At 72.0% G+C, this 19,371-nt stretch carries 17 protein-coding genes and 1 pseudogene; 9 read left to right on the top strand and 9 right to left on the bottom strand.

What is annotated here, in order from left to right:
• The first annotated feature begins 57 nt into the window (after window positions 1-57).
• Together OIC96_RS11075 and OIC96_RS11070 are read left to right on the top strand one after the other, a co-directional pair.
• Window positions 58-1,014 carry an ABC transporter ATP-binding protein gene (locus tag OIC96_RS11075; RefSeq protein WP_330308011.1) on the top strand — a complete coding sequence of 319 codons (957 nt, stop codon included), beginning with the start codon at window positions 58-60 and terminating at the stop codon, window positions 1,012-1,014.
• Window positions 1,011-1,682 carry an ABC transporter gene (locus OIC96_RS11070; protein WP_330308012.1) on the top strand — a complete coding sequence of 224 codons (672 nt, stop codon included), beginning with the start codon at window positions 1,011-1,013 and terminating at the stop codon, window positions 1,680-1,682. The genes OIC96_RS11075 and OIC96_RS11070 overlap by 4 nt, the downstream gene beginning before the upstream one ends.
• On the opposite strand, the gene OIC96_RS11065 is transcribed toward OIC96_RS11070, so the two are convergent.
• Together OIC96_RS11065 and OIC96_RS11060 are read right to left on the bottom strand one after the other, a co-directional pair.
• Window positions 1,674-1,862, bottom strand: a complete 189-nt coding sequence (locus OIC96_RS11065; protein ID WP_330308013.1) for a hypothetical protein — start codon at window positions 1,860-1,862, stop codon at window positions 1,674-1,676. The genes OIC96_RS11070 and OIC96_RS11065 overlap by 9 nt on opposite strands.
• Before the next feature lie 31 nt (window positions 1,863-1,893).
• Window positions 1,894-2,748 carry a polysaccharide deacetylase family protein gene (locus OIC96_RS11060; RefSeq protein WP_330308014.1) on the bottom strand — a complete coding sequence of 285 codons (855 nt, stop codon included), beginning with the start codon at window positions 2,746-2,748 and terminating at the stop codon, window positions 1,894-1,896.
• A 1,000-nt stretch (window positions 2,749-3,748) separates the two neighbouring features.
• Between OIC96_RS11060 and OIC96_RS11055 the strand changes: the two genes are divergently transcribed.
• On the top strand, window positions 3,749-4,144 hold the full coding sequence (locus OIC96_RS11055) for a hypothetical protein (RefSeq protein ID WP_330308015.1): 396 nt from the start codon (window positions 3,749-3,751) through the stop codon (window positions 4,142-4,144).
• Window positions 4,145-4,253: 109 nt separating this feature from the next.
• On the opposite strand, the gene OIC96_RS11050 is transcribed toward OIC96_RS11055, so the two are convergent.
• The 5 genes and pseudogenes from OIC96_RS11050 to zapE all read right to left on the bottom strand — a co-directional run bounded on the left by OIC96_RS11050 (window position 4,254) and on the right by zapE (window position 9,025).
• Window positions 4,254-5,186 (bottom strand): slipin family protein, encoded by a 933-nt coding sequence (locus OIC96_RS11050; RefSeq protein ID WP_330308016.1) that lies wholly within the window; start codon window positions 5,184-5,186, stop codon window positions 4,254-4,256.
• A 90-nt stretch (window positions 5,187-5,276) separates the two neighbouring features.
• Window positions 5,277-6,753, bottom strand: a pseudogene (locus OIC96_RS11045) (SulP family inorganic anion transporter).
• 8 nt (window positions 6,754-6,761) lie between these two features.
• Window positions 6,762-7,340 carry a carbonic anhydrase gene (locus OIC96_RS11040; protein WP_330308017.1) on the bottom strand — a complete coding sequence of 193 codons (579 nt, stop codon included), beginning with the start codon at window positions 7,338-7,340 and terminating at the stop codon, window positions 6,762-6,764.
• Between the two features lie 70 nt (window positions 7,341-7,410).
• Window positions 7,411-7,752: a hypothetical protein gene (locus tag OIC96_RS11035; RefSeq protein WP_330308018.1), complete on the bottom strand. Its 342-nt coding sequence runs from the start codon at window positions 7,750-7,752 to the stop codon at window positions 7,411-7,413.
• Between the two features lie 133 nt (window positions 7,753-7,885).
• A complete protein-coding gene (gene zapE, locus OIC96_RS11030) occupies window positions 7,886-9,025 on the bottom strand; it encodes a cell division protein ZapE (RefSeq protein WP_406502148.1) in 1,140 nt (379 codons plus the stop codon).
• Here zapE and OIC96_RS11025 point away from each other — a divergent pair.
• The 6 genes from OIC96_RS11025 to OIC96_RS11000 all read left to right on the top strand — a co-directional run bounded on the left by OIC96_RS11025 (window position 9,024) and on the right by OIC96_RS11000 (window position 15,199).
• Window positions 9,024-9,818, top strand: coding sequence for a pyrimidine reductase family protein (locus tag OIC96_RS11025; RefSeq protein ID WP_330308020.1), 795 nt, complete (start codon window positions 9,024-9,026; stop codon window positions 9,816-9,818). The two genes, zapE and OIC96_RS11025, sit on opposite strands and share 2 nt — an antisense overlap.
• Before the next feature lie 134 nt (window positions 9,819-9,952).
• Entirely contained in the window at window positions 9,953-10,426 is a 474-nt protein-coding gene (locus tag OIC96_RS11020; RefSeq protein ID WP_330308021.1) for an indole-3-glycerol phosphate synthase, read from the top strand.
• A 191-nt stretch (window positions 10,427-10,617) separates the two neighbouring features.
• Window positions 10,618-12,003: a UDP-N-acetylmuramate--L-alanine ligase gene (gene murC, locus OIC96_RS11015; protein WP_330308022.1), complete on the top strand. Its 1,386-nt coding sequence runs from the start codon at window positions 10,618-10,620 to the stop codon at window positions 12,001-12,003.
• Window positions 12,004-12,049: 46 nt separating this feature from the next.
• A complete protein-coding gene (msrB, locus tag OIC96_RS11010; RefSeq protein WP_330308023.1) occupies window positions 12,050-12,454 on the top strand; it encodes a peptide-methionine (R)-S-oxide reductase MsrB in 405 nt (134 codons plus the stop codon).
• 118 nt (window positions 12,455-12,572) lie between these two features.
• On the top strand, window positions 12,573-13,595 hold the full coding sequence (locus tag OIC96_RS11005) for an NAD-dependent epimerase/dehydratase family protein (protein WP_330308024.1): 1,023 nt from the start codon (window positions 12,573-12,575) through the stop codon (window positions 13,593-13,595).
• Window positions 13,592-15,199 (top strand): amino acid adenylation domain-containing protein, encoded by a 1,608-nt coding sequence (locus OIC96_RS11000; RefSeq protein WP_330308025.1) that lies wholly within the window; start codon window positions 13,592-13,594, stop codon window positions 15,197-15,199. Before OIC96_RS11005 ends, OIC96_RS11000 begins: the two co-directional genes overlap by 4 nt.
• Window positions 15,200-15,346: 147 nt before the next feature.
• Here OIC96_RS11000 and OIC96_RS10995 read toward each other — a convergent pair whose 3' ends face one another.
• Together OIC96_RS10995 and OIC96_RS10990 are read right to left on the bottom strand one after the other, a co-directional pair.
• Window positions 15,347-16,051, bottom strand: a complete 705-nt coding sequence (locus OIC96_RS10995) for a thioesterase II family protein (RefSeq protein ID WP_330308026.1) — start codon at window positions 16,049-16,051, stop codon at window positions 15,347-15,349.
• A gap of 88 nt (window positions 16,052-16,139) precedes the next feature.
• Window positions 16,140-19,328 carry a non-ribosomal peptide synthetase gene (locus tag OIC96_RS10990; RefSeq protein ID WP_330308027.1) on the bottom strand — a complete coding sequence of 1,063 codons (3,189 nt, stop codon included), beginning with the start codon at window positions 19,326-19,328 and terminating at the stop codon, window positions 16,140-16,142.
• Between the last annotated feature and the right edge of the window lie 43 nt (window positions 19,329-19,371).

Genomic DNA, 19,371 nt, shown 5'->3' with positions numbered 1-19,371 from the left:
CGGGCGGAAGATCCATTCGCCCCCGGGCGCCCGTCCGCCCGGGAGAGGATGGTCCCCATGCGAGACGATCTACGGCTGGCGGGCGTCGGCCGCCGCTACGGGCTGCACGGCCCCTGGGTGCTGCGCGGCATCGACCTCACCCTGGCACCCGGCACTCTGACCCGTGTCGAGGGCGCCAACGGCACCGGAAAATCAACCCTGTTGCGCCTCCTCGCCGGGATCGACGCGCCCACCGAGGGCCGGATCACCGGGCGTCCGCGCACGGCGTACGTCCCCGAGCGCTTCCCGGCCGCGCTCCCCTTCACCGCGACCGGTTACCTCACCCACCTCGGCGCGGTCCACGGCCTGTCCCGTACGGCCGCCGCCCGCGCCGCCGACGTATGGCTGGAGCGGCTCGGCGCCGCCGCGTACGCCCGTACGCCCATGGCGGAGCTGTCCAAGGGCAGCAGCCAGAAGGTCGCCGTCGCCCAGGCCCTGCTCGCCGATCCGGATCTCCTCGTCCTCGACGAGGCCTGGACCGGCCTCGACACCGCGGCCCGCGCCGAACTGGAACGCGCCGTCGCGGAACGCACCGCCGCCGGGGCCGCCGTGGTCTTCGTCGACCACGACCCGAGGCGATTGGCGGGGGTGCCGGACGCCACCTACGCGGTGATCGGGGGGTCCCTCAACCGCCGTACGGAGCAGGCCACTTCGGTGGCGACCGGACCGCACGTCGTCGTCGAGGCCGAAGGCCCGCCGGACGCGGAGCCGCCCGACCGGGCAGTCGCGCCGTCGACGTCCGTCGAGCGCACCGCAGCCGGGACGACACGCTTCACCGTCCCCGAGTCGCACTCCGACGTGCTGCTCAGGTCACTGCTGGGCGAACGGCCGCCCTGGCATGTGGTGAGCGTGAACCGGCCACTCCCGAAGGACTCCTCCGCGTATTCCGAGAGTTCCGAGACCTCCGAGTCCTTCGGCAGCGCCGAGAGCTCCGACAACGCCGTACGCCCGCTCGAAAGCGAAAGCCGCCGATGACCGCCCTCCTCCGCTACCAGACCGCCCTGCTCCTGCGTTCCCAGCGCTGGCTGCCGCCGTTCATCCTGTACGCGGCGTTCCTCGGGATCGGTGTGCAGAGCGGTCAGCCGGTGCTCGACTCGCTCGGTTACTCGGCGGCGGCCGTGCTGCCCGTCGCCGCCTGGCTGGTACGGATCTGCGCGACCAACGAGCCGCCCGCGGCCCGCAGTTGTGTGGGCGCGGCGGTCGGTCCCGCGCGGGCGCACCTGGCCTGTCTGTCCGTCGCGCTCGGCGTGGCCGTGCTCATCGGGGCGGCGGCGACACTGGTCGTCACGGTGATCAGCGATCCCACGAGTACGGACCACCAGAAGCGGGTGCCGGTGCTCGCGGCGGGCGGCGCCGGGCTCCTCGCAGCGCTCGTCTGCGCGCTGCTCGGCACGGCCGTCGGCGCGCTCACGACCTGGCCGCTGCTGCGCTCACCGGGCCGCGCGGTCCCCGCGATGCTGCTCGCGGCGCTGCTCGCCCTGGTGGTGACGGGCTCACCTGCCCACGCCGCGCTCACCGACCTGATCACGGGCTCGCAGGCGGGCACGGTCCCCGTACCGCTGCTGCCCCTGGCGGCCGCCGCACTGCTCACGGCGGCCGCGATCGCCGCGGCCTGCGCGCTCACCTCGCGCCGGTCAGCCTGAGCAGGCGGTGCGCTGTGCCTCCTGCCACTCGCAGACGGGGCACAGCGTGATCCCCTTGTGCGACTCCGGGTACTCCGTCGGCTTCCGGCACAGCACGCACTCGGCGAACGGGGGGCCGTCCGCCGGAGAGGAAGCCGGTGCCGGTGCCGGATCCGCCCCGGTGTCGCAGTAGTCGCTCATGGCTCCAGGGTAGGACGGGCGGCCGAGCCGCTCAGCGGTGGCGGCCCTCCGCCCGCCCGATCAGCTCGGACACCTTCACGAACCGGTACCCCTGCTCGCGCAGCTCGGGGATGATCGTCCGCAGCGCCTTCTCGGTCGCCGGAGCCGCGCTTTGCGTGCAGTGCATCACGACGACGGACCCGGGCCGTACGCCCTCAAGGACCTGCCGCGCCACGGCATCCGCGTCCGTCGCGAACGCGTCCCCGCTCACCACGTCCCACTGCACGGCGGTCACGCCGACCGCGCTCAGCGCCCGCAGCGCCGTCCGGTCGTAACACCCGCCCGGGAAACGGAAGTACGGCATCGCATGGCGCACCCCCGCCTTCTTGAACGCGGTGTACGCCCGCTCCACGTCCGCCCGCATCTCGTCCTCGGGCACGGTCGGCAGCCCGTAGCAGTCGTCCGTGAAGGCGTAGTGGCTGTACGAGTGGTTGGCGACCTCGAACTGCGGGTCCTGCCCGATGTCCCTGGCCTCCTCGGGATACTCGTCGGCCCATCGCCCCGTCATGAACACGGTCGCCGGCACCTTGAACCCGCGCAGCGTGGCGATCAGCTTCGGATTGTCGAAGTGCTCCCCGGCCGCCGCGCGCGCCCCTTGATCCGCGGTCATGTCCGCGTCGAAGGTCAGCGCGACGGTCTTGTCCGGCGTCCTGGGGCCGTTCTTGAAGACGGGGGTCAGTCCGGCGGGACCGGGGGCGAGCGTCGGGGGCCGCGACGGCGCGGCACTGGCGGACGTGGGGTGCCCCGGGCGGGCGTGCGGGGTGTCGGGGGCACCACAGGCGGCGAGCGCGACGCCGAGGGTGCCGAGGGCACAGGTCGCGGCGAATCGACGTACAGGAATGATCACCCGATGAAGATATCTGCGTAAATGTGACGATTCGCCCCTCTCGTGCACGTGCCGCGCGTATCCGGTCCTGAAGTCACCCGCCTAGAGCCGCCTCGGTGCTCTGTGGGCGGGTGGTCAAGCGGGCAGCCGCTTCTCGCGGCTCTCCTTTACATCGAAGTCCACCGGCGTTCTCGCAGGTCGGCGAGGCGGGAGCCGTGCCCTTGGCCTTCCGGCCGCCTCCCTTGATGGTGCGCCGGGCGGCTTGGAACCGCTACTCGCGCTTCAGGCCTCCCGGCTGAGCGGATCGGTGGTGTGTACGTCGATCAACTGTGCGAATTGGCACGGGTTCGGGATGGGGGCCCGGCGGCGGGCCGGTTTGCTACCGGGCCCGGCGTACGCCCGTCCGGTCAACTCCCGTGCTGTGCGGGCTTCTTCTGTGGCTCCCAACTCGGCCATGTGAAGGGGTAGTTCGAGCCCGAGGGCGGGCGCTCGGTCGCAACATCACGTGCTGCCCGCCGGGTTGGTGGTGGTCCTGCACCCGCATCGGTAGTCGGCGTGCCGGGATGCACTCCGGCGTCGAGCGCGGGGTCACGCGACGCGAAATGGGCGTCAATTGCTCCGTGGTGAATGGGAGTTGCGCAGGGTGCCGTGGGTTTCGCCAGGTGCGACGGTGGGGTGCCCGTCCAGCTTGACTTCTATGTATGCGTATGCCTAGTTTGGATGTGGATTGAACGAAATACACCGTCTTTTGCCTGGTGAGAGACGAGCAATCTGAACATTCCGTTCGACGGTCACCTGGCCGTCGAACGTCCGACGGACGGATGCTCCGCCGCGGGGTCTGCTGCACTGGGCAGCCCGGGCGGGCCCGATGCCGCGCATACAGCGCGTGAGTCGACGGCGGGAACTCCCGCTCACTTTCACAGTCGATGAAACCGGACCCCCCTTCGAGGTCGATGAACCGGACCCCGCGAACGCTGTACGGGGCCCGGGCCCGTCCACGCTCCCTGGAAGGGAAAGGATCATGCGGGTTACGACATCCAGGATCATCCGGCTGGTCGGCGGCGGCTTCGCTGCCCTGGCTCTGGCCTTTGGCGGAGCCGGCATAGCCAGCGCCAACAGTGACTCCCACTCGGACTCTCACCACTCGTCCGACTACTGCTGGGGCAACTACGGCAACAGCTGGCGCGGTCACGACGACAACTGCCGCGGCGACAACGGACGCGGCGACAACGGACGCGGCGACCACAATGGGTACGACAACGGGCGTGACAACGGCCGTGGCGACCATGGTGGGTACGACAACGGACGTGGTGACAACGGACGTGGTGACAACGGTGGCTACGGCAACGGCCACGACAACGGTGGCAACGGCCACGGCAACGGAGGTTATGGCAACGGAGGGCACGGCGGTCGCTGACGCTTGAACATCGACGGCGAATCGTCTCGGCAAGGCCGGCTGTGCCTTCCCCAGCGGTCCCGCGCAGCGAGAGCTGCACGGGACCGCTTGTGTCATGTGTGTCGTGGCGTCACCCGTTGTCCTGGGGTTCGTCCTTCCCCTCGTCCCTCTCTTCGGGAGTGCCGCTCTCTTCGGGAGTGCCGCTCTCTTCGAGAGTGCCGCTCTGGTGATCGTCGCCCTTGGGGGCTGTCTGGTGCGGCGCCTCTTCGACCGCCGCCGGACCCGGTTGGGCCGAACCCGGTGGGACTTGGGCCCGCTCCAGGAACCGCAGCAGCTCAACGGGGAACGGGAGTACCAGCGTCGAGTTCTTCTCGGCCGCGACCGCCACCACCGTCTGCAGCAGCCGCAGTTGGAGCGCGGCGGGCTGCTCCGACATCACTTCGGCGGCCTGCGCGAGCTTCTTGGAAGCCTGGAGCTCCGCGTCCGCGTTGATGACCCGGGCCCGCCGCTCACGGTCGGCCTCGGCCTGCCGGGCCATCGACCGCTTCATCGTCTCCGGCAGCGACACGTCCTTGATCTCGACGCGGTCGATCTGCACACCCCAGCCGATCGCCGGGCTGTCGATCATCAGCTCCAGCCCCTGGTTGAGCTTCTCGCGGTTGGACAGGAGGTCGTCGAGGTCGCTCTTGCCGATGATGGACCGCAGCGAGGTCTGTGCCATCTGCGAGACGGCGAAGCGGTAGTCCTCGACCTGGATGACCGCGTCGGGGGCGTTGACCACCTTGAAGTAGACGACCGCGTCGACCCGGACGGTGACGTTGTCCCGCGTGATGCCCTCCTGGGCCGGCACGGGCATCGTCACGATCTGCATGTTGACCTTACGAAGCCGGTCGACGAAGGGCACGATCAGGGTGAACCCCGGAGAGCGTGGGAGGCTCATCACGCGTCCCAGCCGGAAGACCACGCCGCGCTCGTACTGCTTGACGACCCGGGCCGCCGCCGCGAGATACACCAACCCTGCGGTACCGGCTGCCACGCCCGCGACCAGGAGTTCTTCGAGCATCACGACCCCCTTCCGAGCCGCCCATTATGTCTAATAGGTCCACTTTACGTCGAAGGGCCGGGCCCGCCATGAGACGGGCCCGGCCCCAGGTCAGGCCCCCGGCGTGACCTTCACCGGCTCGATCCCCGTCGCGCTGTGCCGCGCCGACCAGTTCTCCAGCGCGGTCCGGCACGCATGGTCGAGGTGGTGCAGACCCGAGAGGTCCAGCTCGACCGGCCGGTCCTGCGGCAGCGCCTCCAGGCTGTCGAGTATCTTCGGCAGCCGCAGGAAGGTCGCGTTGCCCGAGAGATACGCCTGAACGGGCCCGGCGCCCTTGTCCATGACCTCAAGGCGCACATGCGAGGCCTCCCAGGCCGTCTTGGCGACGGCCAGCGCCAGCCCGACGAGGACGCCCTCGAACATACTGACGGCGACGATCGACACCGCGGTGACCACGAGGATCAGCGCCTCACCCCGGTGCGCACGCCACAGCGCGGCGATCTCGCGCAGCGGGATCAGCTTCCAGCCCGCGTGCACCAGGATGCCGGCGAGGGCGGGCAGCGGAATGACCCCGAGCACGGCGGGCAGCAGCGCCGCGAACAGCAGCAGCCACACCCCGTGCAGCACCCGGGACGCCTTCGTCCGCGCGCCCGCCTGGACGTTCGCCGCGCTGCGTACGATCACGGCGGTCATCGGCAGCGCGCCGAGCAGCCCGCACACCGTGTTGCCCGCGCCCTGCGCCATCAGCTCCTTGTCGTACTCGGTCCGCGGCCCGTCGTGCAGCCGGTCCACGGCCGCCGCGCTGAACAGCGACTCCGCGGAGGCGATCAGGGTGAAGGCGAGGACCGTGCCGAGCACACCGACGTGCGCCAGCTCGCCGAAGGCGCCGAGGGAGGGCAGCTGGACGGAGCCGACCAGCCCCCGCACCTCGACCTTGGCCACGGGCAGCCCGAACGCCGACGTGGCGAGAGTGGCCAGCGCGACCGCGCCGAGCGCCCCCCGGCACCGTACGCACGCGCCGCGGCAGCCGCTTCCACAGGACCAGTACGGCGACCGTGCCCGCCCCGAGCCCGGCCGAGGCCAGCGCCTCGGTGCTCCGGGCCGCGGCGGCGAGCGCCTCCGGCAGCCCGGTGAGCTTGTCGAGCCCGGACGCCGGAGCCTTGAGGCCCGCCATCGAGTAGAGCTGGCCCGCGATCAGCACGAGCCCGATCCCGGCCAGCATGCCCTCGACGACAGCCACCGAGATCGCCCGGAAGTAGCGCCCCAACTTCAGAGCGCCCATGAGGAGTTGGAGAACGCCCGTCGCGAGCACCACGACTCCGAGGACGGCGAGCCCGTACTCCCGTACGGCCTCGAAGACCAGCACGGTCAGCCCCGCGGCCGGCCCCGACACCTGGAGGCTGCTGCCGCGCATCAGCCCGGTGACGAGACCGCCCACGATGCCGGTGACCAGGCCGAGTTCGGCCGGAACACCGGAGGCGACGGCGACGCCCACGCACAGCGGCAGGGCGACGAGGAACACCACGATCGACGCGGCGAAGTCCTGCCGCAGGTGGGGGAGTCGCCTGGTGGGATTCGAGAGGGTCATCGCGCGGCTCACAGCGCCTCGAAGGAGTCGGTGTCGGGGCTGTGCACGCGTACGGCGCCGGTGTGGACCTCGTAGTACCAGCCGTGCAGGCGCAGTTGACCTGCCGTCAGGGCCCGTGGCACACACGGGTACGCACGGAGCCGGAGCAGTTGCGCGAGGACATGGTTCTGCACCGCCCCGGCGACGGCCGGGTCGTCGTCCGGCGCCTCGGACGGGGGTTCGGCCTGTGCGAGCCAGTCGCGTACGGCCGGTACGGCGGTCAGGTCCTCGCCGCGCACCAGCGCGCCCACGGCGCCGCAGTGCGAGTGGCCGCAGACCACGATCTCGGTGACGCCGAGCACGTCCACCGCGTACTCGACGGTGGCCGCCTCGGAGGTCGGCCGGTCAAAGACGTACGGCGGGACGATGTTGCCCGCGGTGCGCAGCTCGAAGAGCTCGCCCGGGCGGGCGCCGGTGATCAGGGCCGGGACGACCCGGGAGTCGGAGCAGGTGACGAACAGGACCTGCGGGGACTGGCCTTGGGCGAGTGAGGCGAAATCCTCGGGCCGCCGGCCGAAGGAGCGGGCATGGTCGATGAGGGGCTGCATGTCAGTTCCTCCTGGCGCGCCATGAGGGCGCGTCGGCTTACGAAACGGAGCGTGGGGGGACGCGCTCCGCTCAGCAGCGGAAGACCTGAAGTCCCGCGGGGGACAAGGCCGTTGAGGCCATCGACGTACGGGGGTGCGCGGCGGTGAGCGACGCCGGCGGATACGCCTCCGCGGGATCGCCGGCCAGCAGGGCGCGCGCCGGTGTCTCCGGTACGAGGTCGTCCTCGTCACGGACGTGCCGGCGGGCACCCAGCGGCGGGGCCGCCTTCTGCGGATGCTCGGCCTCGGCACAGGAGGCGACCTCGCCTTTGTGCGCGGACGCGAACGACTCGGTGGGAGTGAAGAGTTGCAGGGCGATCAGGACGGCGGCGAGTACCACGAACAGGGTCCGGGCCGTCGTACCACGTAACATGCGCCCCCTCCGGCACCTCATCCACCACTGCGCTCAAGGTCGACTCACAGAATAACGTGGCGAGTTGTTTGCAGGGTTAACTCGACGTTTCACCTGTGAAGAGGAGCTGAAACGGGAGGGGGAGTGGCCTGAATCAGCTCTCCACGAGCTTCTTCGCGTCCCGCGCCAGCGCCGTGAGCCGGGATATCGCGCGGAAGTACTTCTTGCGGTAGCCGCCGTTCAGCATCTCCTCGCTGAAGAGCTTGTCGAAGGGCATTCCGGAGGCGAGGACCGGCACCTCACGGTCGTACAGCCGGTCGGCGAGCACGACGAGCCGCAGCGCCGTCGACTGGTCCGGGACCGGCTGGACGTCGGTGAGGCAGACGGCCCGGACGCCGTCCGTCAGGGCGCCGTACCGGCTGGGGTGGACGCGCGCCAGGTGGTCGAGCAGATGCGGGAAGTCGTCGAGGGACGCGCCGTCGGTGGCGTACGCCGCCTTCGTGACCTGCTCGTCGGAGAACGGTGCCGGGGCCTCGGGCAGCCCCCGGTGGCGGTAGTCCTCGCCGTCGATGCGCAGCGGCCGGAAGCGCGCGGACAGGCCCTGGATCTCGCGCAGGAAGTCGGCGGCGGCGAACCGGCCCTCGCCGAGCTTGCCCGGCAGGGTGTTCGAGGTCGCCGCGAGCGCGACACCCGCGTCGACCAGCTTGCCGAGCAGGGTGGAGACGAGGACGGTGTCGCCCGGGTCGTCCAGCTCGAACTCGTCGATGCACAGGAGCCGGTGCCCCGACAGCGTCTGCACGGTCTTCTGGAAGCCGAGCGCGCCGACCAGGTTCGTCAGCTCCACGAAGGTGCCGAACGCCTTGAGGGTGGGCTCCGCCGGGGTCGCGTGCCACAGGGAGGCCAGCAGATGGGTCTTGCCGACGCCGTAGCCACCGTCCAGGTAGACACCGCGGGGACCGGCGGGGGCCGCCTTGGGGGCCTTCCCGAAGCCGAACAGCCGGCGCTTGGCGCCGCCGATGGCGTGCGCCCCGCCGAGACCGCTCGCGAAGCCTTCGAGGACGCCTACGGCCTCGGTCTGGCTGGGCTGGTTCGGGTCCGGGATGTACGTGGCGAAGCGGACCGAGTCGAAGCGGGGCGGCGGCACCATCTCGGCGACGAGCCGGTCGGCGGGGACGTACGGCTCGCGGGCGGACAGGGACAGCGGGGCCGCTTCGGCTATCGGGTCGATCCCGGAGGCGGTGGTGGAGGACGACACGGTTCCCCACTCTAAGGGCCGTGCCACACTGCACGTCATGCGACGCCTGTTCCCTGTGACGTACGAAACAGCAGCCCAGGCCTCGGGCGGGGCCCCCGAGGCGGATGCGGCGGACCGCGAGTGGGGGCTTCAGGAGCTGGCGGAGGTGTACGCCTACCCGTCGGTGAGCGGGCTCTGGCTGCGCGCCAACATGGTGTCCACGCTCGACGGCGCGGGCCAGCACGAGGGCCGCTCGCAGCCCATCTCCGGCGACACCGACATGCGGATCTTCGGGGTGCTGAGGGGGCTCGCCGATGTCGTGATCGTCGGCGCGGAAACGGTACGCCAGGAGGGTTACCGTCCGACACGCGCGCGTGAGGCCTTCGCGGCGCTCCGGGAGGCCGCCGGGCAGGGCCCCGCGCCCGCGATCGCGGTGGTGACCGCGAGCCTCGACCTGGACTTCTCGCTTCCGCTTTTCACCTCGCCCCTGGTGCCCACGCTGGTGCTGACGGGTGCCGGGGCCCCTCCGGAGCGGGTCGCGGCGGCCGAGAAGGCCGGCGCCCAGGTGGTGATCGCCGGGGACGGGAAGGGCGTGGACCCCGCCCGCGCCGTACGGGCCCTCGGGGATCTCGGCTTCACCCGGCTGCTGACCGAGGGCGGACCCCGGCTGCTGGGCCAGCTGGTCGCGGCCGGAGTGCTCGACGAGCTCTGTCTGACCGTGTCCCCCATGCTCACCGCGGGTGACGCGCAGCGCATCGCCGGAGGGCCCTCGATCGCGGTCCCGAAGCGGTTCGAACTCGTGTCCCTGCTGGAGGAGGCCGGGTTCCTCTACACCCGATACCGTCGGTCGTGACAAGTCGGCGGAAATGCCCCGTTCCGTTTTTCTTCCACTCGGCACACTAAATCTCGCAGACCCCGTGCGGTCTCGGGGCAGGATGGTTTCCGCAGGGGCCTACGGACGGCCCACGGAGGAGAAGGGCGCCTGTCGTGTTCACAAGCGTATTGATGATCGAGAAGGCCCTGACGTCCGCCGACGTGGAGTTCGTCACCACCTTGCACGGTGACGAGACGGTCGCCTTCCACGTGCTGCTCCAGCCCCGTGGCGACCAGGCGGACCGGCTGCTGCGGGCCATCGACGACGTCGCGCTCGGTGAGCTGGACGAAGCGGCGCGCGAGCGGGAGACCCCGGAGGGCGCGGACGCGGCGGCCCTCGGTGGGCAGGCGCTGGAGGTGTCCCTTGAGGCCCTGCACGCGTCGGGCAGCCAGGCGGTGGGCCGGCTCATCGAGGACCATCCGCTGGACGCGCTGAAGGCCCTGGTCGACGAGACCGGCGCCGACGAGGTCATCGTGCTGACCGACCCCCACTACGTGGAGGAGTTCTTCCACCGGGACTGGGCCTCGCGGGCTCGGCACAAGGTGGGGGTGCCGGTGTTGAAGCTCTTCTCGCACAGCAAGGCGTGATCGCTGCCGCTTTGGCTTGTCTGTGGGTGCCGTAGGGGTTGCTCGGGTTTATCGGGTGCGACTGGTACGTGGCTGGTCGCGCAGTTCCTCGCGCCCCTTACGGGGCGCCTGTCGCCGTACGCAATAGGCTGGGGGTGCGTGCCTTCACTCGGGCACGCCTGTCGTCGTACTGGATCTTGGGAGAAACGCGCATGGCACCCGGCCTTCCTACCGCCATGGACCGACCGCACTTCATCGGCATCGGCGGCGCCGGGATGTCGGGTATTGCGAAGATTCTCGCGCAGCGCGGGGCCAAGGTGGCGGGGAGTGACGCGAAGGAGTCGGCTACCGCCGAGGCGCTGCGGGCGCTCGGTGCGACGGTGCATATCGGGCACGCGGCCGACCACCTCGCCTCCGACGCCACCTGCGTGGTGGTCTCCTCGGCGATCCGCGCGGACAACCCGGAGCTGGCCCGCGCGGCGGAGCTCGGCATCCCGGTCGTGCACCGGTCGGACGCCCTCGCCCGGCTGATGGACGGCCTGCGCCCGATCGCGGTCGCCGGCACCCACGGCAAGACGACCACGACGTCGATGCTGGCGGTCTCGCTCTCCTCCCTGGGCCTGTCCCCGTCGTACGCGATCGGCGGCGACCTCGACGCCCCCGGTTCGAACGCCCTGCACGGCGACGGCGACATCTTCGTCGCCGAGGCCGACGAGTCGGACCGCAGCTTCCACAAGTACGCGCCCGAGGTCGCGATCGTCCTCAACGTAGAGCTCGACCACCACGCCAACTATGCGTCCATGGACGAGATCTACGAGTCCTTCGAGACGTTCGCGGGCAAGATCGTCCCCGGCGGCACGCTGGTGATCTCGGCCGACCACGAGGGCGCGCGCGAGCTGACGCGGCGCCTGCCCGACGACGTCCGCGTGGTGACGTACGGCGAATCGGCGGATGCCGACGTCCGTGTGCTCTCCGTGGTCCCGCACGGTCTGAAGAGTGAGGTGAAGGTGCTCCTGGACGGCTCGGAGCTGACCTTCGCGGTCTCCGTGCCCGGCCGCCACTACGCGCACAACGCGGTGGCCGCCCTCGCGGCGGGCGTGGCGCTCGGCATCCCGGCGGACCAGTTGGCCCCCGCGCTCGCCTCCTACACGGGGGTGAAGCGCCGCCTCCAGCTGAAGGGCGAGGAGGCGGGCGTCCAGGTCATCGACTCCTACGCGCACCACCCGACCGAGATGACGGCGGACCTGGAGGCCATGCGTGCGGGCGCTTCCGGCCGCATCCTCGTGGTCTTCCAGCCCCACCTGTTCTCCCGCACCCAGGAGCTGGGCAAGGAGATGGGCGAGGCCCTGTCGCTGGCGGACGCCTCGGTCGTCCTGGACATCTACCCGGCCCGCGAGGACCCGATCCCGGGCGTCACGAGCGAGCTGATCATCGAGGCGGCGCGGGCGGCGGGCGCCGATGTGACGGCGGTCCACGACAAGTCCGAGGTTCCCTCCGTGGTCGCGGGAATGGCGAAGCCCGGTGATCTGGTTCTCACCATGGGTGCGGGCGACGTCACGGACCTCGGCCCCGAGATCCTGACCCGCCTGTCCAAGTAGCCGTAGCTCTTGTGAGCTTCCTCAGCTGTGTAAGGGGTTGAGCTTCATGTCGTACGACATCGAAAAGCCGGACGAGCAGTGGCGCGCGGAGCTGACCCCGTCCGAGTACGCGGTGCTGCGGAAGGCGGGTACCGAGCCCGCCTTCACCGGTCAGTACACCGACACCAAGACCACGGGCGTCTACTCCTGCCGTGCCTGCGGCGCCGAACTCTTCACGTCCACGGAGAAGTTCGAGTCGCACTGCGGCTGGCCGTCCTTCTACGACCCGAAGGACACCGACGCGGTCGAGCTGATCGAGGACCGGACGCTCGGGATGGTGCGGACGGAGGTGCGGTGCGCGCGGTGCGGGTCGCATCTTGGGCATGTGTTCGAGGGGGAGGGGTATGCGACGCCGACCGATCAGCGGTACTGCATCAACTCCATCTCGTTGCGCCTGACGCCTGACGCCTGACGCCTGACGCGGGCTGAGACGGTACGCGCGAGGACGAGTGTGGCCTCCGCGTCAGGGCTTTGTCAGCCCTTCTCAAAGTGCGTTGCCCGCGCCGGGAGCGCGCGCTGATCCTGAGCCGATGCGCATACTCATACTCGGTGGATCGGTGTTCCTGGGGCGGGCGTTCGCCGAAGAGGCGACCCTCCGCGGCCATGCCGTGACGGTGTTCAACCGGGGCCGCTCCGGGCCGGACGTGCCCGGCGCGGAGGCCCTGCGGGGAGACCGTGAGAACCCCGCCGACCTCGAACGGCTCGCGGCCGCCGGGCCCTGGGACGCGGTTGTCGACACCTGTGGCTTCCAGCCCCGGCCGGTGGGCGACTCGGCCCGGGCGCTCAGCGGCCGGGCCGGCACCTATCTGTTCGTGTCCTCCTTCCACGCCCACTCCGACTGGCCCGCCGCCCCGGTGGACGAGACCGCGCCCCGGCACGTCTGCGGGCCCGACGCCACACCGGACGAGGTGCCGGGCAACGCGCTGAAGGCCGGCTGCGAACGCGCGGTCGAGAAGTACTTCACCGGCGGCACCCTGATCCTCAACCCGGGCCTGATCGTCGGTCCCTGGGAGAACACCGGACGGCTGCTGTGGTGGCTGGAGCGGGCCGCCCGCGGCGGGGAGTTCCTCGCCCCCGGCCGCCCGGAGCAGCCCGTACAGCTCATCGACGCGCGCGACGTCGCCGCCTTCGGCCTGGACCTGCTCGAACAGCGCGCCACCGGCCGCTACTTGGTGACCGGCCCCAAGGACGGCGCCACCTTCGGCGAACTGCTCGGCCGGTGCGCCGAGGTGACCGGTTCCGGCGCCGAACCGGTCTGGGCGGACGACGACTTCCTCCTGGACCAGGGCGTCGGACCGTGGACCGAACTGCCCTTGTGGGCACCGGACGAGCCCGCCATGGCCGGCACCTGGGCGGTCGTCCCCGCGAAGGCCGAGGCGGCCGGGCTGCGCCGCCGCCCGCTCGCCGAGACCGTCGCCGACACCTGGCGCTGGCTCGGTGAACGCGGCCCCGCCACCGGCCCGTACAAACAGGGCGAGACCGTCCTCGGCATCGCCCCGGACAAGGAGCAAGAGGTGCTGCTGGCCTGGCACGCGCGGACCGGTGTCCGATGAGCGCCCCGCGCCGCGAACCCCGCACCCTGTACGAGTGGTTCGCCACGACCGCCGAGGCGTACCCGGACCTGACCGCGCTCGAAGTGGACGGTGAGCGGCTGACCTACCGTGAGCTCCGCGAGCTGGCCGAGGCGCTGGCCGGCGAGATCGTGACGGCCTGCGGGGGCCGGGCACCGCGCCGGGTGGGTCTGGCCACGAGGCCCGGCGTCGGCACGTACGCGGGTTATCTGGCGGTACTGCGCCTGGGTGCCGCCGTGGTCCCGCTCAACTCGGCCTTTCCCGCCGCGCGGATGGCCACGATCGCCGAGAACGCGGCGCTCGATCTGTTCCTGACCGGCAGGAGCGCTCCCGAGGGCTGGTCCGTGACGCCGGTGCTGCACCTGAGCGAGGAGCGGCTGACCGCGCTGCGAGCGGACCGGGATCGGGGCCGGGACCGGGACCGGGTTCTGACGGGGGCGCCGGACGAGTCCGCCGCCGTACCGGACGACGACGGTCTCGCCTATCTGCTGTTCACCTCCGGCTCCACCGGGACCCCCAAGGGCGTCCCGGTCAGCCACCGCAACATCTCGGCCTTCCTGCGCTACGTCATCGACCGGTACGAACTGGGACCCGGCTGCCGCATGGCGCAGAACATCGGCCTCGCCTTCGACCCTTCGGTCTTCGAGCTGTTCGGCGCCTGGGGCTCGGCGGCGACGCTCGTGGTGCCGCCCGCCCATGAGCTCGCCAAGCCCGCCCGGTTCGTGGCCCGCGAGGGGATCACGCACTGGTTCTCCGTGCCCTCGGTCATCACCATGGCCGACCGGACGGGGGGACTGGCGGCCGATTCCATGCCCTCCATGCGGTGGAGCCTGTTCGGCGGGGAGCAGCTGACCGCCCAGCAGGCCGCGGCCTGGAAGCGGGCGGCGTCCCGCAGCGTCGTCGAGAACCTCTACGGGCCGACCGAGGTCACCATCGTCACCACCCAGTACCGGCTTCCGGAGCGGGTCGAGGACTGGCCGCGCTCGGCGAACGGCACCGTTCCCATCGGCGCTGTCTTCCCCCATCTGGAGTCCCTGGTACTCGACGAGAGCGGGAAGCCGGCCGGCGAGGGCGAGGAGGGCGAGCTGTACGTGCGCGGGGTGCAGCGGTTCGCCGGGTATCTGGACGAGGCCGACAACGAGGGACGGTTCCTGGACGCTTCGGGCGTGGCCGGTACCCCGCCGGCGGGTGGGGTGCCCGGTGAGAAGGACTGGTACCGCACCGGGGACCTGGTCCGGGTGCTCGCGGACGGGGTGCTCGTGCACCAGGGCCGGGTCGACCAGCAGGTCAAGATCATGGGGCAGCGGATCGAGACCGGTGAGGTGGAGGCGGCTCTGCGCGCGCAGGACGGCATCGTCGAGGCCGCCGTGCTCGCGCTGCCGGGACCGGACGGCCAGTTGAGGCTCGAAGCGGCCTGCACCGGGCGGCCGCGGACCGCCGCCGAGCTGCGGCAGGCCCTCACCGCGACCCTGCCGCGCTACATGTTGCCGCAGAGGTTCTCCCACCTCGACGGCCTGCCGCTGAGCGTCAACGGGAAGCTGGACCGGCGGGCGCTGGCCGAGATCCTGGCCGCGGCGCGGGACTGAGTCCGCGGGCGTCGTCGTCCCCCGTACGGACCCTGACAGGACGTCTCCGGCCCGGCACCGATCAGGTGCCGGGCCGGAGGCATTCAGGTGCCGGGCCTGGGGGGATCAGCGGGATGTCCGACGTTCCCTTGACGCTCCCCGGGTGTCTCACGCCTCCCGGTGGAGTACGGAGCCGAGAGTTTTCCAGAGCAGGGGCCAGTCCTCGCTGAAGTACATGTGCCCGCCGGGCAGGTCGATCAGTTCGCTGCCCTCCGTGGTGCACGCGTCCCAGTGCGCGGCGTCGGCGCGGCCGACGAGGTCGTCATCGATGCCGCGCAGGACGCTCACCGGTACGGGCAGCGGGCCGCCCGGCGCCGGGACGTAACGGTCCTGGATGCCGAGGTCGGCGCGGAGCGCGGGCAGTAGCAGTTCGCGCAGCTCCGGCTCGTGCCAGGCCTCGTGGTCGTAGCCGACCAGACTCCGCAGCCGGGCGACGAACGCCTCGTCGTCGAGCGCGTCCCCGTCCATCCGGGGGCGGGGCAGACCGGGGGCGGCGGCGCCGCTGACGATCAGCCGGACCGGCAGGCGGTCTCCGCCGGCGGCGAGCAGCCGGACCGTCTCATGAGCGAGCAGCGCGCCGAAGCTGTGCCCGAACACCGCGTACGGTCCGCTGCCGGCCGCCTCCCTGATCTGTTCGGCACACTCCCGGGCGGCCTCCGCCATGGTCGTGCAGGGCTCCCGCACGAACCACTCGTCCCGGCCGGGGAGTTGGACCGGCACCACGCGGAACGGCAGACCGGGATCGTCCTGCCAGGGGCGGAAGAGCCCGGCGCCGGCTCCGGCGTAGGGCAGGCACATCAGGGTGAGCGTCATCGGGGCTCCAGGGAGAAGGGGGAAAGGATGAGGGAGGTACGGGGCCCGGGGCGAGCGGTGTCCGGGCGGGCCGCTCGCCCCGGATACGTCAACGGCGTGCCCGTGGGGCCCATTGGCCCAGGGCCCGCGCCCGCCGTGCCCCACGCCCGGAGCCGTCGGTCCGGGCGGCGGGGACGGCGTCAGCGGTGTCCGCCGGCTCCTCCCGCGCGTCCGCCCGGGTCAGGTCCGTCAGGTCCGTCAGGTGCGCGGCCAGGGCCCGCGCCGTGGTGTGCCGGAACAGGCCGGCCGGCCGCAGGTCCGGGTAGCGGGGCTGGAGCAGGGCGAGGACGCGGATGATCCCGGCGGAGGTGCCGCCCAGGTGGAAGAAGGTGGCGCCCGGGTCCGTCACCCGCTCGCCGAGCACCTGCTCCCAGACCTCCAGGACGACGCTCGCCGCCGAACCGGACAGCTCCTCCGTGCCCGTACGCGGGGCGGCCGGGGCGCTGCGCGCCGCCCAGTCGGCCAGGGTCAGCCGGTCCAGCTTTCCGTTGGGCGACTTCGGCAGGACGGCCACCGTCTGCCAGACGGTGGGCAGCATCGCGCCGGTCAGCCAGCCGGCCGCGTGGCGGCGCAGCCCGGCCGTGGCCGCGGCGGACAAGGGCACCGGCGACGCCCCCGCCGCGGCGTCGCCCCGCGGGACGAGATCCGCGGCACCCTCCTCGGGGACGAGGAAGGCGGCGACCCCGGTACGGTCGGGCAGGACGGCCACCGCGGCGTCCCGTACCCCCGGGTGCAGACGCAGCGTGGCCTCGATCTCCCCGGTCTCGACGCGCTGTCCGAGGACCTTGATCTGCTGGTCGGCGCGGTGCAGGAACCGCAGGCCGGTGCCCGGGGCGAAGGACACCACGTCGCCGCTGAGGTAGCCGGTGTCGCCGCCGGCCCAGGGCAGGGCGGGGAAGCGCTCGGCGGTGAGTTCGGGGCGCCGCCAATATCCGCCGCCGATCCCGGTGCCCGTGATCACCAGGTCGCCGGGGCAGCCCGGCGGCATGGCCCTGCCGTGCGCGTCCACCACGTGGCAGCGCACCCCGGGCAGGGGCAGGCCGATGTGCACGGGGGTGTCCGGGCGTACCCGCCACAGCGTGGTGTAGACGGTGGCCTCGGTGGGCCCGTACCCGTTGACGACCGGTCCGGGGACCAGCCCCGCCAGCTCGGCGGCGAGGTCCGCGTCGAGCGGTTCGCCGGCGACGACGAGCGCGCCGAGCCGCCCGAGCAGCCGGCGGCCCTCGGGGGAGGAGGTGTGCAGCCGGGCCGCGGAGGGCGTGCACTGGTAGAACGTGCCGTCGGGGACGCCGTCCTCGTCGAGCACGGTGCGATGGCTGGTCAGATGCACGGCGCAGCCACGGGTCAGGGACCAGAACAGTTCGATGAGGCAGATGTCGAACGACAGGCTGGTGCCCGCCAGGACGACGTCGGGTATCGCGTCGAGCACGTGGTCGAAGCCCGCGAAGAGGGCCCAGAGGTTGTCGTGCCGTACGACCGTGCCCTTGGGCCGTCCCGTGGAGCCGGACGTGTACATCACATACGCCGGTGAGTCGGCCGGAACCTGCGGCCAGGCGGCGGGCAGCGGCGCCTCGGCGTCCGGGGCCAGCGTCGGCACCCCGGGCAGCAGGGGGGTCTCGGCGATCACGGCGGCGGGGGCGGAGTCCTCCAGCATGTAGCGCAGGCGGTCACCCGGATAGTCGGGGTCGAGCGGCACATAGGCGGCGCCGGCCCGCCAGGCGGCCAGCACCGCGACGACCAGGCCGGCCGAGCGTTCCAGGCACACGCCCACCCGGTCGCCGGGCCGTACACCGGCCGCGATCAGGGCCGCGGCGAGGCGCTCCGCACGGGCGTGCAGCGTGGCGTGGTCGAGGAGTTCGGCGGAGGTGACGAGGGCCGTGGCGTCCGGGGTGCGCCGGGCCTGCTCCTCGACGAGCCGGTGGACCGGTGCCGGGGTGCCGGGGACGGGGGCGCCGGTCAGCGCCGCGAGCTCGGCCCGCTCCCCGGTGGACAGCAGGTCGTGTCCGGTGAGGGGTACGGAGTGCGGCGCGGTGAGCGCGTCGAGGGCGGCGACGAGATGGGCGAGGAACCGTTCGGCGGTCCGCCCGTCGAGGGCCTGCACGGGGTGGGCGACGACCAGGTGTTCCTCGCCCCGCGGGCCGTGCAGCAGGGTCACGCTCAGGTCGTACTCGACCTGGTCCGACTCGGGCGGGTCCATCCGCCACAGCAGCCCGCCGCTCTCGGCCTCGGTGAACAACTCGCCCTGCGTGCACATGAGCTGGGTGAAGGGCTTGCGGTCCGGGTGCCGTTCGGCGCCGGTCGCGGCGAGGATCTCCTCCAGGGGCAGCTCGGAGTGCTCGACCGCGTCGAAGAGGGCTTCCAGCGTGCGGTCGAGGAGCTGTTCCGTGGTGGCGCCGGACAGCGGGACACGGACGGGGATGGTGTTCTGCAGGCAGTTGATCACCGATGCCCCGCTGGTGTCCCGGCCCGCCCCGCTGGCCGTGGCGATCACCACGTCGTCGGTGCGCGCGTACCACCCGGCGACCCAGGCGAGGGACGCCATCACCTGAGTGAAGACGCTCGCCCCCGTCTCCCTCGCGCGGTCGCGCATCCGGGACACCAGGGCGGCGGGCAACTGGGCCGTGACCGAGCCGCGGGTGCGGTCCGCGCCCGGGACCAGTTGCGGCAGGGTGCAGTCGGCGGGTGCGTCCTTGAGGGTACGGGTCCAGAACTCCCGTAGCGCGGTGGCCTGTTCACCCTGCGGCGGGGCCGGCAGCTCCCCGGCGTCGGGCAGCGCGTCGGGGCCCTGCGCGTACGCGGTGGTGAGGGCGTCGAGGAGCGCGGCGGCGGAGCCGTCGTCGAAGATCCCGTGGTGGACGCCGAAGAGGAGCTGCGCCCGGTCGTCGCCGAGCAGCACGGAGACCCGGCACAAGGGGGCGCCGGCGTGGTCGAAGGGGGCGCCGAGCGCGTCGACCCGCTCGCGGAGCAGCCGCCCGGCCGACGCGGCGTCCGCGGGCAGCCGGTGCACCTCGACTGGGACGTCGGCCACCGGATGGACGCGCTGCATCAGCCCGGCCGGCTCCGGATGCAGGGAGAGGCGCAGCGCGGGCTGGGCACGCAGCACCGCGCGTACGGCGGCGAGCAGCCGGTCACCGTCCACGGGGCCGGTCGCGGTCAGCCGGTGCACGATGGCGGGCCGCGGCTTCTGCAGGTCGAGCGTGAAGAAGCGGAGCTGCCCAGGGATCGCGGGTTTCTGCATGTGGATTCCTCCGAAAGTCCATGCCATTCCCGCACCGCTGAAT

Source organism: Streptomyces sp. NBC_00775, from assembly GCF_036347135.1.
Taxonomy (GTDB): domain Bacteria; phylum Actinomycetota; class Actinomycetes; order Streptomycetales; family Streptomycetaceae; genus Streptomyces; species Streptomyces lutosisoli.
The sequence above is the reverse complement of the archived record's forward strand: the minus strand, read 5'-3'. Positions and strand labels throughout refer to the sequence as shown.